At 52.0% G+C, this 12,891-nt stretch carries 10 protein-coding genes; 4 read left to right on the plus strand and 6 right to left on the minus strand.

Translation table 11 applies throughout. The features are described from left to right. Positions 1-27 precede the first annotated feature (27 nt). The 5 genes from ispH to flgA all read right to left on the minus strand — a co-directional run bounded on the left by ispH (position 28) and on the right by flgA (position 6,090). Positions 28-948, minus strand: a complete 921-nt coding sequence (ispH, locus tag ACG2XO_RS11955; protein ID WP_410498215.1) for a 4-hydroxy-3-methylbut-2-enyl diphosphate reductase — start codon at positions 946-948, stop codon at positions 28-30. 4 nt (positions 949-952) lie between these two features. Next, positions 953-1,438, minus strand: a complete 486-nt coding sequence (gene lspA, locus ACG2XO_RS11960) for a signal peptidase II (RefSeq protein ID WP_410498216.1) — start codon at positions 1,436-1,438, stop codon at positions 953-955. Then, positions 1,431-4,313: an isoleucine--tRNA ligase gene (gene ileS / locus ACG2XO_RS11965; protein WP_410498217.1), complete on the minus strand. Its 2,883-nt coding sequence runs from the start codon at positions 4,311-4,313 to the stop codon at positions 1,431-1,433. The genes lspA and ileS overlap by 8 nt, the downstream gene beginning before the upstream one ends. A gap of 32 nt (positions 4,314-4,345) precedes the next feature. Continuing rightward, positions 4,346-5,266 carry a bifunctional riboflavin kinase/FAD synthetase gene (locus tag ACG2XO_RS11970; RefSeq protein WP_410498218.1) on the minus strand — a complete coding sequence of 307 codons (921 nt, stop codon included), beginning with the start codon at positions 5,264-5,266 and terminating at the stop codon, positions 4,346-4,348. 131 nt (positions 5,267-5,397) lie between these two features. Beyond that, positions 5,398-6,090 carry a flagellar basal body P-ring formation chaperone FlgA gene (gene flgA, locus ACG2XO_RS11975; protein ID WP_410498219.1) on the minus strand — a complete coding sequence of 231 codons (693 nt, stop codon included), beginning with the start codon at positions 6,088-6,090 and terminating at the stop codon, positions 5,398-5,400. Between the two features lie 68 nt (positions 6,091-6,158). On the opposite strand from flgA, the gene rmuC reads away from it, so the two are divergent. Next, entirely contained in the window at positions 6,159-7,634 is a 1,476-nt protein-coding gene (gene rmuC / locus ACG2XO_RS11980; protein ID WP_410498220.1) for a DNA recombination protein RmuC, read from the plus strand. Between the two features lie 263 nt (positions 7,635-7,897). Next, entirely contained in the window at positions 7,898-10,483 is a 2,586-nt protein-coding gene (gene acnB, locus ACG2XO_RS11985) for a bifunctional aconitate hydratase 2/2-methylisocitrate dehydratase (RefSeq protein ID WP_410498221.1), read from the plus strand. A gap of 226 nt (positions 10,484-10,709) precedes the next feature. Here acnB and ACG2XO_RS11990 read toward each other — a convergent pair whose 3' ends face one another. Then, positions 10,710-11,495, minus strand: a complete 786-nt coding sequence (locus tag ACG2XO_RS11990) for a carbonic anhydrase (protein WP_410498222.1) — start codon at positions 11,493-11,495, stop codon at positions 10,710-10,712. Between the two features lie 141 nt (positions 11,496-11,636). Between ACG2XO_RS11990 and ACG2XO_RS11995 the strand changes: the two genes are divergently transcribed. Next, positions 11,637-12,128, plus strand: coding sequence for a hypothetical protein (locus ACG2XO_RS11995; protein WP_410498223.1), 492 nt, complete (start codon positions 11,637-11,639; stop codon positions 12,126-12,128). Between the two features lie 11 nt (positions 12,129-12,139). Next, a complete protein-coding gene (ung, locus tag ACG2XO_RS12000; RefSeq protein WP_410498224.1) occupies positions 12,140-12,817 on the plus strand; it encodes a uracil-DNA glycosylase in 678 nt (225 codons plus the stop codon). Positions 12,818-12,891: the final 74 nt, after the last annotated feature.

Raw genomic sequence — 12,891 nt, forward strand, 5'->3', positions numbered from 1 at the left:
AGCGTTCTTAAGTACGCTATCTTGCTGTTATAAAAGACCTTTGGGTAAGGCGAAAATGACATTTTCTTCAACGCCATCCATTGATTCAACGGATTGGGCACCGAATTCTTCGATTCTGGTGATGACTTGCCGAACCAGTACATCGGGCGCCGATGCGCCTGCGGTAATGCCGACTTTGCCTTTGCTGGTAAACCATTCGGCTTTTAATTCGGTTTCGTTGTCGACCATATAGGCATCGATTCCCAGTCCTGCGCCGACTTCGCGCAAGCGGTTCGAATTCGAGCTATTGGGCGAACCGACGACGATCAGGATGTCAATGTCTTTGGCCAGCTGTTTGACTGCATCCTGACGATTTTGCGTTGCATAGCAAATATCATCTTTTTTGGGGCCGACAATATTTGGAAAACGCGAACGTAGCGCATTAATGACGGTTTGTGCATCGTCGACCGACAAGGTCGTTTGTGTCACATACGCTAATTTGTTTTCATCATTGACTTGCAAAGCCAGCACGTCTTTCTCATCTTCAACGAGATACATGCCGCCGTTGGCTTGCCCCATTGTTCCTTCGACTTCGGGGTGTCCTTTGTGACCAATCATGATGATTTCAAACTTCTGCTCGCGCAGGCGTTTGACTTCGGAGTGGACTTTGGTCACCAGTGGACAGGTCGCGTCAAAAATCGTCAAACCACGCTCGGCAGCTTCAAGACGCACCGCTTGCGAAACACCATGCGCTGAAAAGATCAGCGTATTGCCTGCGGGAACGTCGGCTAGATCTTCAATGAAAATCGCGCCTTTGGCTTTCAGGTCTTCAATCACGAATTTGTTATGCACGACTTCGTGGCGAACATAAATGGGGGCGCCAAATTTGGCCAAAGCCTGTTCGACAATCGCAATCGCCCGGTCAACGCCAGCACAAAAACCACGCGGCTGAGCGAGGATAATATTCATCGGTTTATTCATGATGAGGCGTATTTTCCTTTTTAAAGCTGTCAATGACCATCAACACGGCACCAATGCAGATGGCCGAGTCGGCGATATTGAATGCGGGGTAATACCAGTGCTGGTAATAAACCTGAATAAAGTCGATCACGTGACCAAAAATCATCCGGTCGATGGCGTTGCCGATTGCGCCACCCAAAATCAGCGCCAGCGCGGTTGCATAGCGTGGTTCGCCCTGATGTTTTTTCAGTAAAAAGACAATCACAACTGAAACGATTAAAGCGAGGCCAGTAAAAAAATGCCGCTGCCAGCCGTCGGCGTCGGCAAGAAAAGAAAACGCCGCGCCGGGATTGTAGGCCAGAGTCAGATTAAAAAAGCCCGGAATAATCGGTTTAATCTGATGCATTTCAAATACTGCTTCTATCCAGTGTTTGCTGATCTGATCCAGAATCAGCACGACGAAAGCCAGACCCAGATAGCGGGAAAACTGCTTAGGCATGCGAGCGGACCTCACCAGCACCGTGCAGATTGTCATCGCAGCGCGAGCACAGCGTCGGATGCGCGGTAATCGTAGATACAGTGGGGTGGTAATGCCAGCAACGCTCGCATTTATCTTGGCTGGAAGAAGATACCTCGATGTTAAATTCGCCTTCGCTCACTTCGGCTTTCGACGTGATCAGTACAAATTTCAATTCATCGCCCAGAGCTTGCAGCGCTGCCAGTTTATCGCCTTCGGCTTTGATGCTGATCTCGGCTTGCAAGCTCGAACCCAGTTTGCCGTCAGCACGCAAGACTTCGATATCTTTTTGCACTTGTGAGCGCACTTCTCGCACCAGCGCGAACTGTGTACCCAATGCCTCGGCATCGTTCACCACTGGAATCTCGTACCAGGCATCAAGGAAAACGCTGTCGTCTTTGCCGTTCAAGACTTCCCACACTTCGTGCGCAGTAAACGAAGTAATCGGTGCCAGCAGGCGAACCAGTGCTTGCGTGATATGCCACAACACGGTTTGTGCCGAGCGGCGGCCGTGGCTGTCTGCGCTCATCGTGTAAAGACGGTCTTTGATGATGTCCAGATAGAAGGAGCCAAGTTCTTCCGACGCGTATGCCGTGATGTCCTGCACCGCGAGGTGGAACTCGTATTTATCATAAACGGCGATGACACGTTGCTGAAATGCGGCCAGTTGTACCAGCGCGTAGCGATCCAGCGTCGTCAGTTGATCAATGGCAACGGCATTGGCTGGCGTGAAATCGCTCAAATTGGCGAGCAAAAAGCGCAAGGTATTACGAATGCGACGATAGCTGTCGGCAGTGCGTTTCAGAATTTCATCCGAAATGGATACTTCACCGGAATAGTCGGTGCTCGCAGTCCACAGACGCAGCATGTCGGCGCCCATCTGGTTGATCACCTGCTGCGGCGCAATCACATTGCCTTTGGATTTGGACATTTTCATGCCCTTGCCGTCGACGACAAAACCATGCGTCAGTAATTGTTTGTACGGCGCATGCCCGACGGTCGCGCAAGCCGTTTTCAGTGATGACTGGAACCAGCCGCGATGCTGATCCGAGCCTTCCAGATACAAGTCAGCAGCAGGTTGGCTGTCATCGCCACGATTGAGGTCTTCACGCTGCTTGAGGACGGCAAAATGCGTCGAACCCGAGTCAAACCACACGTCGATGGTGTCTTTCAGTTTTTCGTACTGGCTGGCTTCATCGCCGAGTAATTCGGCCGCGTCGAGCTTGAACCACGCTTCGATCCCTTCGGCTTCGATGCGTTGTGCAACTTGTTCGAGTAATTCACCAGAACGCGGATGCAGTTCTGCGCTTTCTTTGTGAATAAAGAAAGTCATCGGCACGCCCCAGGTGCGCTGACGTGAAACACACCAGTCCGGGCTGTTTTTAATCATGGCTTCCAGGCGAGCGCGACCCCAGGCCGGAAAGAACTCGGTCGCGTCGACTGCGCGGTTGGCCTTGTCACGCAAAGTCTCGCTACCAACTTGTTTGTCCATGCCGATAAACCATTGCGTCGTCGCGCGGAAAATCAGTGGCGTTTTGTGGCGCCAGCAATGCGGGTAGCTGTGTTCCAGTTTAACGTTGGCCAGCAAAGCACCGCGCTCTTCAAGTAATGCAACAACTTTCGGATTGGCTTTCCAGACGGTGTCACCTGCAAAAAACGGCGTCGTTGAAATGTAACGGCCGTCGTTACCGACCGGATTATCTACCGGCAAATGATATCGCAGGCCGATATGGTAGTCGTCCAGACCATGCGCTGGCGCGGTATGGACCAGACCAGTACCCGCTTCTTCAGTCACATGCTCGCCACAAATCAGCGGAACCTGACGATCAAGGAAGGGGTGCTGCAGCAACAAACCATTCAATGCCGTGCCTTTGGCTTGCGCGATAACTTCGTTGGCATCAATGTTGTAACGTTTGAGCGCCGCTTCGGCCAGTTCGCGAACCAAAATCAGCAGGCCACGTTCAGTTGCGATCAAGTCGTAAGTGAATTCGGGATGAATTGAGACTGCCTGGTTGGCGGGCAGTGTCCACGGTGTTGTCGTCCAGATCACGGCAAAAGCGGGCTGATCGCCAAGGTTTACGCCACCGAATGCTTTTGAGAGCGCGGCAGAGTCGACAACCTGAAAACCCACGTCAATGGCGGCAGAAACTTTGTCTTCGTATTCGACCTCGGCTTCAGCCAAGGCCGAGCCGCAATCGACGCACCAGTGCACCGGCTTCTGACCTTTGACCAGATAGCCGTTGTCGTGGATTTTGCCCAAAGTGCGAACAATATCAGCCTCGGTTTTGAAGTTCATTGTCAGGTATGGGTTTTCCCAATCGCCAAGTACCCCCAGGCGGATAAAGTCGACTTTCTGGCGCTCAACCTGCAAAGCGGCATACTCGCGACACAGCTCGCGAATGAAAGAGCTTGGCAAATGAATTTCTTTTTCATCCAGACCATTGGCTTTGCGATATTCGACGATGCGCGCGTGGATGCCCGGATTGGCTTTGATCGCGTCTTTGTCTGATTTCACCAGCTTTTCGATCTGGTGTTCGATCGGCATGCCGTGGCAATCCCAGCCGGGAACGTAGGGCGCGTCAAAACCTGCCAGCGATTTTGATTTCAAAATAATGTCTTTGAGGACTTTATTCATCGCATGGCCGATATGGATGTCGCCATTGGCATAGGGTGGGCCGTCATGCAGAATGAATTTCGGGCGATTTTGCGCTTTGGCTTTTGCCCGCAGCTTTTGATAAATCTGGCCGTCTTGCCATTGTTTTAAAAAACCGGGTTCGCGTTTAGCCAGATCACCGCGCATAGGAAACGGTGTATCAAGTAAATTGACCGGGTATTTATTCGCAGGCTTGTCGCTCATTGCAATCTCTTTTGTTTTCAATGTTCAATGGGTTATCTGTTTGCCGCAAACCAGTCCTTGGCTTGCTCGCAGTCCACGCCGATCTGTGCGATCAGCGTATCAAAATCAGGGTATTTTTCTTCATCACGCAGCTTGGCCAGAAAGTGAATGCGCAAATGCTGGCGGTATATTTCGCGGTTAAAATCGAAAATATGGACTTCAAGCTTCGGGGTCAGGTCGCCGCCATGAATCGTCGGACGAAACCCAAGGCTCGCAACACCTTGATAAGTGCGCTCCAGCCCGTGAATTTCGACCACGAATATACCAAGAAGCGGCGGGCGGTTGTGCTTTAACTGGATGTTGGCGGTGGGAAAGCCAAATTCGCGCCCGAGTTTGTCTCCACCTACAACACGACCGGAAATCGAATAAGGGCGGCCAAGAAGGCGAGCCGCATGCGCCATTTCGCCATTTTGCAGTGCGGTGCGCACCGCAGTGGAAGAAACGCGCTCGCCATTGACTTCCTGCGTCGGCAGACTGTGACAATCAAACTGGTCTTGTGCGCTTAACAGGGCAAAATCACCGGCGCGTTTGGCACCAAAACGGAAATCATCGCCGACCAGGACATAGCGCGCATTGATTTGCCCTTTGACAATATGATCGCGGAAATATTCGGCGCTGGATGCGGCAAAACTTTTATTAAAGCGCTGGACGATCAGGTAATCAACGCCGGCGTCAGCCAATAATTCGATTTTTTCACGCAGGCTGGTCAATCGTGCCGGCGCGCTGTCGGGCGTAAACAATTCGCGCGGGTGCGGCTCGAAAGTCATCACGACACTGGCCAGATTGCGCTCGTCTGCTTCCTGTTTCAAACGGGCAAGCATACCCTGATGCCCCAGATGCAGGCCGTCAAAATTACCTATTGTCAAGGCTGAACGGGGGAGAGCTTGTGGCGGAGTGCCGCGAAAAACTTTCATCGTGATATCAAGCAAGCCGGTTTGTAAACAGATGGTGCAAAACCAATGCGAAATCTCTGCATTAATCTGCCGCGCAAAGCGCGTATTCTAACGCGACGCAGGGGCTTTGTCAGAATAATCCCGGGCTTAACTTATTGGCCGACCAGGACGACGCCATTATCCTGCGCAATTCCACTGATGATTGAGTTACCCCCCACCCGTACCCGTATGATTGCGCCTTCTGTTGCGTTGCTCAGGGCAATACCCTCGTTGCGGATTTCGATTCCGGCTTCACGATAAATGACTTTGACCCGCTGGTTTTGCTGAATTACCGTCGCCGCGCGCAATTGTTCCTTGCGAATCGGCTGGCCTGCTGCAATCGCCGTATTGAGTGTACGGCCAACGACTTGATGGGACTCCATCATGACGGTGCCGGGCAGCGCACCCAGATCGCCTTGCTGCAGCATGATGTCAGCGTCGCTGAGCGTCTGATTGGCGGCCACCGGACGGGTTGCAACGATGTATTGCACCAGCATGCTGATTTGTGCTGGTGCATTCAGACTCCAGCTCGCTCCATCGACGCATTTGACGCGCAACATGGTTTTTCCCATCAGCCGGTAACCCTGCGGAACGCCGACTTCCATCCGGCGGCAAGGCTCAAGCTGCAGACGTGAATCGAGCTTGTTGATGCTGTACGACGGCGTTCCCGGACTTTTTGCCAAAGCCTGGTCAAGCCAGCGTTCAAGCTCTTTTTGCACCAGGTTCAAATCCTGTGTCGCGGCGTAGCCAAGCGGGCTGGTGATGCTGCCGAGCAGCAGCATGAGGGCGGTAAGATATTTTCGCATCAGCAAATTATAGGCGCATCTGCGTGCATCGCCTACAATCGCGGTTTTCGCCTTGATCCGGATGAATCATGCTCGAGTTATTGTTGGGTATTTCCGCACTCGTTGTTTTGCTCGCCAGCGGCGTGGTGGTCACGCGTTTGCAAAGCTTGGCGCGAATTCAGCAGGAAGTGCTTGCTACGCTGACGCAGGAGCTGGAAAACAAACATCGCGACATGTTGTCCAGTCTGCATCAGGGCTTGAGCCAGCACGGCGAATTATTGGCAACGGGCTTGAATCAACGCGACGCCCAGTTGCGCGATGAGTTAAGCCGCTCTGGCGAGCGACTGCGTTCGGGCTTGGGCGAGGCGTTCGAGCGCTTACGCGTCGGTGTTGGCAATGAAATGAAAGAGAGCCGCGAAGCTTTGGCCCGATTGCAGGCGGCGCAAAATGATGCGCTTTCAAATTTGCGTCTGAGCATGGTCGCAAGTTTGGCTGAATCGCGCGAACAGATCATCAAGCAGCTCGCTGATATCTCAAACGCATTGCAAACCAAGCAGGACACGCTGCGCGAAGATATGCTGCTTAAGCTCTCAAGCATGCTCGGCGAGCAATCGAAGCGCGAAATGGAGCAATTACAAGCGGCTTTATTGCAATCATCACAAACCTTAACTGCCAGCGTTGCTGAATTGACCAAGGCGACCGATACGCGTCTGGGCGAAATTTCGGGCAAAGTCACCGAGCGACTGGACGAAGGATTCAAGAAAACCAATGAAACGTTTGCCAACGTGATGGCGCGATTGGCGACGATAGACGAAGCGCAAAAGAAAATTGACGGTTTGACGAGCAATGTCGTCAGCCTGCAGGAATTGCTCGGCGACAAACGTTCGCGCGGCGCTTTTGGCGAAGTGCAGCTTGAGCATCTGGTTAGCAATGTGTTACCGGCGCAAGTCTACGAGCTGCAGGCAAGCCTGCCCGGCGGGGTTCGCGTCGATTGCCTGCTCAAATTGCCCGAACCGACAGGTACAGTCGCCGTGGATTCGAAATTCCCGCTCGAAAACTACCACCGGATGTTCAGCGCCGATTTCGACAAAATCGTGGCGACGCGCCAATTCAAGGCTGACGTCAAAAAACACATCGACGATATCGCCGACAAATACATCGTGCCGAACGTGACTTCGGACGGCGCGGTGATGTTTATTCCGGCCGAAGCGGTCTTTGCCGAAATTCACGCCTATCACGCCGAGCTGGTCGAATATGCGATGAAACGCCGCGTCTGGATCGTTTCGCCAACGACGCTGATGGCGGTCCTCAATACGGCGCGCGCAGTGATCAAGGACGTTGAAACGCGCAAACAGGTACACATCATCAAAGACGCGCTGGGCAAGCTCTCGCAGGAGTTTGGTCGTTTTGACGAGCGGATGAAGAAACTCGCGACGCATATCCGTCAGGCGCATGACGACGTTCAGCAGGTCAGTATCACCAGTGACAAGATCTCCAAGCGCTTTATCGAAATCGAGCAAGTGAGGCTGACGGGTGAGGACGAGCACAAATTGATCGATGCTTAAATCTACGGGTATATTCCTGCAGGTCTTATGTGAAAATGCCTGTACGCATATACCCATGATGATCTTGTCGGAGTGGCTTGGCTGGCAAACCGGTTCTGTTCACGTTATGTGTCCCGAGGTGATGTAGTGTCCGGCTTTTAATTACCGAATGCGGATTTACGCGATTCACAGCAGGGCGACATCGGGTTAAAATGAGCAGGATTTGCTGCACATCAATACATAATCAACGCATCCTTCCTCACTCTTTATAAAAAGGTATCGCCGTGTTAGTAGCCTACCGTCAACATGTAGCCGAGCGCGCCGCGCAAGGCATTGCACCACTGCCACTGTCTGCACAACAAACAGCCGATCTGATTTCATTGCTGCAAAATCCGCCTGCTGGCGAAGAAGCCTTTCTGGTAGAGCTGCTGACGCACCGTGTTCCTGCCGGTGTTGATGATGCTGCCAAAGTGAAAGCCGCGTTTCTGGCTGCCGTTGCCAATGGCAGCGAGAAATGTGCCCTGATTTCTCGCGCCAAAGCGACCGAGTTGCTCGGCACGATGCTGGGTGGTTTTAACATCAAGCCGCAAATCGACCTGCTCGGCGACGCTGAAGTGGGTGGCATTGCTGCTGAAGGCCTGAAAAAAACCTTGTTGATGTTTGACTACTTCCACGATGTGAAAGAGCTGGCAGACGCAGGCAATGCGAATGCGAAAGCCGTTCTGCAATCTTGGGCTGACGCTGAGTGGTTCACTAGCCGCCCGGAAGTGCCAAAACAAGTCACTGTGACGGTATTCAAAGTCACAGGCGAAACCAATACCGACGACTTGTCGCCAGCGCCAGATGCTTGGTCACGCCCAGATATTCCATTGCACGCTTTGGCGATGCTGAAAAATCCACGCGAAGGCATCGTGGCTGACGTGCCAGGCCAGGTTGGCCCAATGAAACAAATCGTTGAGCTGCAGAAAAAAGGCCACCCAATCGCTTATGTTGGCGACGTGGTGGGTACTGGTTCATCACGTAAATCAGCAACCAACTCGGTGCTGTGGTGGACCGGTGAAGATATTCCATTCGTGCCAAACAAACGCTTCGGCGGTTACTGCGTAGGCGGCAAGATCGCGCCGATCTTCTTTAATACCATGGAAGACGCGGGCGCATTGCCAATCGAGTTTGATGTAACCAATCTGCATATGGGCGACGTGATCACGATCTACCCATACGAAGGTAAAGTTGAAAAAGACGGCCAAGTCGTGACGACTTTCAGTCTGAAAACTGAAGTATTGCTCGACGAAGTACGCGCTGGTGGCCGTATCAACCTGATTATCGGCCGCGGTTTGACTTCGAAAGCACGCGAAGCTCTGGGTCTGGCACCATCGACTACATTCCGTCTGCCACAAGACCCAGCCGATTCTGGCAAAGGCTTTAGCCAAGCACAGAAAATGGTCGGTCGTGCTTGTGGTTTGCCAGAAGGCCAAGGCGTACGCCCAGGTACATACTGCGAACCAAAAATGACTTCGGTTGGTTCGCAAGACACGACAGGCCCAATGACGCGCGACGAGTTGAAAGACTTGGCGTGTCTTGGCTTCTCAGCTGACTTGGTGATGCAATCGTTCTGCCACACTGCGGCGTATCCAAAACCAGTTGACGTAAAAACACACCACACACTGCCAGAATTCATCCGCAATCGTGGCGGCGTTTCGCTGCGCCCAGGCGACGGCGTGATTCACTCATGGCTGAACCGCATGTTGATGCCGGATACCGTAGGTACCGGTGGCGACTCGCATACCCGTTTCCCTATCGGTATTTCATTCCCAGCCGGTTCTGGCTTGGTGGCGTTTGCTGCAGCGACTGGCGTGATGCCACTCGATATGCCTGAGTCAGTGTTGGTTCGCTTCAAAGGCGAATTGCAGCCAGGCATCACTTTGCGTGATCTGGTGAACGCGATTCCTCTGTACGCGATCAAAGCCGGTCTGTTGACCGTAGCGAAAGCGGGCAAGAAAAACATTTTCTCTGGCCGTATCCTCGAAATCGAAGGCTTGCCAGATCTGAAAGTGGAACAAGCATTTGAGTTGACCGATGCATCTGCCGAGCGTTCTGCAGCGGGTTGTTCAGTTCGCCTGAACAAAGAACCTATCGCTGAATACCTGCAATCGAATATCGTTCTGCTCAAATCTATGATCGCCAACGGTTACGGTGACGCGAAAACACTGGCACGCCGCGTGAAGAGCATGGAAGCCTGGTTGGCCAATCCAAGCCTGATCGAGCCAGATGCGGACGCAGAATACGCAGCCGTGATCGAAATCGACTTGGCCGACGTTAAAGAGCCGATTCTGGCCTGCCCGAACGATCCGGATGATGTGAAAGTATTGTCTGAAGTGGCTGGCACCAAGATTGACGAAGTGTTTATCGGCTCTTGCATGACCAATATCGGCCACTTCCGTGCAGCGGGTAAATTGCTCGAAGGCAAACGTGATCTGCCAACCAAATTGTGGATCGCGCCACCGACCAAAATGGACGCACAGCAGTTGACCGAAGAAGGCTACTACGGCACATTCGGCGCAGCAGGTGCGCGTACTGAAATGCCAGGTTGCTCATTGTGCATGGGTAACCAGGCACAAGTTCGCGAAGGCGCGACCGTGGTTTCGACGTCAACGCGTAACTTCCCGAACCGTTTGGGCAAAAACACCAATGTGTTCCTGTCGTCAGCCGAATTGGCTGCGATTGCTTCACGTCTGGGTCGTATCCCTACGGTTGAAGAATACATGGCCGACGTGGGCGTTCTCGATAGCAAATCGGCAGAAGTTTATAAATACCTGAACTTCAACCAGATCGAGTCTTACCAGGCTGAAGCTAATTCAGTGCAAGCTTAAGTAGGCCAGCAAAAATTTTCCAGCATCGTTACCTCGCCTTGTCGTACTACCTGTACTGCCTGCGGCTTTGGTGCCTTACTGGAAAACTTTTGCACGGTTACTTAAATGGCAAACAATAGCAAAAAGCCCCGATTTTAATCGGGGCTTTTTTTATCTGTTTAATCAAATACTGTGCCTGGTATATCAATAAAAGCTAATTATTTAGTGCTATTTGTTGATATACCCCTCAATTGCTGTCGAGCACCGCGCGGTCAAATAGCGATTGCAACGGTCTGGCATTCATCGCAAATTCGCGCTTGAAACGTGCAATCTGTTTGGCTGAAATTGACAAAGGTTGCTTGAGAACAATCCAGCGTACGCCTTCTGAGCAGGGTGGCGTTGTTAATGAACCCATAAAGGTCCAGTAGTTAAGTTTGGCAGGCAATAGGCGGGCGACGTTATACTGAACTTCATCAAAAATCAGGGTTTCATTGTGCCCAGCAGGGAGCTTGGCCCAGAACTGATTGAATAATGGGTGATCGGTTTTACCCTGATTGATCAGCAGCGCGACGACAGCGAGCTGACCCGCGTCATTTTTATGAACCAGATGCGCAACCATAGGGTAGCGCTTGCCGCCAATGGCTTCTTCACTGGGCGTGTGAAAATGAAATTGCAGTAGCTGGTAGCGATCATTGCCAATATTGAGATAACTGCCTGCATCATAATTGAGCTGGATCGTGTGGCCATTGTTCTGGATATTCAGTTTGCTGTGCTGATAGTTAAATTGCAATGCTTCCAGTTGCTGCGAGTAAACTTCGCTGATATTGATCGGCGATTGTTGCCGACCCGATTTGCACAGCGCAAATTCAGGCTGCATATTGCCCCAGTCGTCAGGGCCGGTACTGCCCGAGTAGCTCCAGTGTGCTGCCGCTGGTGAGCCGGTTTTCGCATGATGCGGCGTTGTCGGGCTGGCATGGCTGGCTGTGCTGAATAAAAGGCCGCTGATAATGCTGATTTTTAACCATGGAAACATTTTTTTAAGCTCAGCAGGGTTGGACTTTTGTAGTTTAGGTTGCTCGTCTGTGCAAATCTAAAATAATTTTTTGGATGTCAGTGGGATCAATTGCTTCGACGATATAATCTTATCAATTCTATTGAACCCAATTGATCGACCATGCCCCCAATTGAAGGTCCGGTATTTCAGGCTCAATTGCCATTTCGCTGGCAATCAGCTCATCAGCCCATAGCAAGCAATGATGCTGAAGTATTGCGTTATCTGATTGTGCTGGCTGATTTTGAGCAAAACCATCTCAGTCTTGAGCTGGCACAAGCCAAGCAGGACTTGCTGCTGATCTGGATGGCCAAACAGCGTGATATTGCTTTGCCGCAAACCACCGCTTTGACCGTTGGGATGAATAAGCTGGCCTGGCTGAACCAGAGCCCGCTTAACGTCGGCGAAACGGGGGTCGTCGAATTTTCATTTTCGATTGATTTTCCCTTGTTGCTGTCTTTCAAAGCCAGAATCATCGAATCAAAATTAACCGGGCAATATTATCAATGTGTCGCTGAAATTCTGTCGCTCAGCCCGGCGGTTCAGGATCAATTTGAACAAACCGTATTTCGTCATCATCGCAGGGCGGTGCAGCAGGCTCGCCAATCCAGATAGAACAATCCTTCATGAATTTACTGTCACAAATTCCTTCGGCCTGGCGCAGCGCGCTCTCCGAAGTGATGAAAAACCCCAAAATCGCCAGACTGGAACAGTTTCTGGCGCAAGAGCTGCAAGAGCAGCAGGTTTATCCGCCGCAGCAACAATGGTTTCATGCGCTCGAAACGCTCAAGCCCGACGAAGTCAAAGTCGTGATTCTCGGGCAAGACCCGTATCACGGCGAAGGCGAAGCGCATGGGCTGGCTTTTTCGGTGCCGCATGGCATCAAAACGCCGCCTTCATTGCGCAATATCTGGCAGGAACTGGCACGCGATTTTGGCCTGACGCCGCCGCAGCATGGCAATCTGGCGGGCTGGGCAGAGCAGGGTGTCTTGCTGCTCAATACCTCGCTGACAGTTCGTGCCGATTGTGCGGGTTCGCACGGCAAACAAGGCTGGGATCTGATCAGCAATGCACTGATTGAGCATCTGGCACAAACGCAAAGCCAGCTGGTCTTTATGCTCTGGGGCGCGCATGCGCAAAAACGGACGGCTTTAATTGATGAGGCACAGCATTGTGTTCTGAAGTCGGTTCATCCATCACCGCTGTCGGCTTATCGTGGATTTATCGGTTGCGGACATTTTTCAGCAGCCAATGCCTATTTGCTTGAACAGCAAAAAAAGGCAATTGACTGGGAAAATGCCTGATCATGATCATCAGTTTGCGTTAAATTTATTTCGATACGGCATAAAGCCATAGACCATGGCAAAATGAAAATGTC

Source organism: Chitinibacter sp. S2-10 (genome assembly GCF_046530675.1).
GTDB lineage: Bacteria > Pseudomonadota > Gammaproteobacteria > Burkholderiales > Chitinibacteraceae > Chitinibacter.

Excerpts from the sequence above, each read along its gene's own strand:
- rmuC (WP_410498220.1), top strand. The coding sequence starts at position 6,159 with ATGCTCGAGTTATTGTTGGGTATTTCCGCACTCGTTGTTTTGCTCGCC.
- ACG2XO_RS11995 (WP_410498223.1), top strand. The coding sequence starts at position 11,637 with ATGCCCCCAATTGAAGGTCCGGTATTTCAGGCTCAATTGCCATTTCGC.
- ACG2XO_RS11990 (WP_410498222.1), bottom strand. The coding sequence starts at position 11,495 with ATGTTTCCATGGTTAAAAATCAGCATTATCAGCGGCCTTTTATTCAGC.
- ung (WP_410498224.1), top strand. The coding sequence starts at position 12,140 with ATGAATTTACTGTCACAAATTCCTTCGGCCTGGCGCAGCGCGCTCTCC.
- flgA (WP_410498219.1), bottom strand. The coding sequence starts at position 6,090 with ATGCGAAAATATCTTACCGCCCTCATGCTGCTGCTCGGCAGCATCACC.
- ACG2XO_RS11970 (WP_410498218.1), bottom strand. The coding sequence starts at position 5,266 with ATGAAAGTTTTTCGCGGCACTCCGCCACAAGCTCTCCCCCGTTCAGCC.
- ispH (WP_410498215.1), bottom strand. The coding sequence starts at position 948 with ATGAATATTATCCTCGCTCAGCCGCGTGGTTTTTGTGCTGGCGTTGAC.
- ileS (WP_410498217.1), bottom strand. The coding sequence starts at position 4,313 with ATGAGCGACAAGCCTGCGAATAAATACCCGGTCAATTTACTTGATACA.
- lspA (WP_410498216.1), bottom strand. The coding sequence starts at position 1,438 with ATGCCTAAGCAGTTTTCCCGCTATCTGGGTCTGGCTTTCGTCGTGCTG.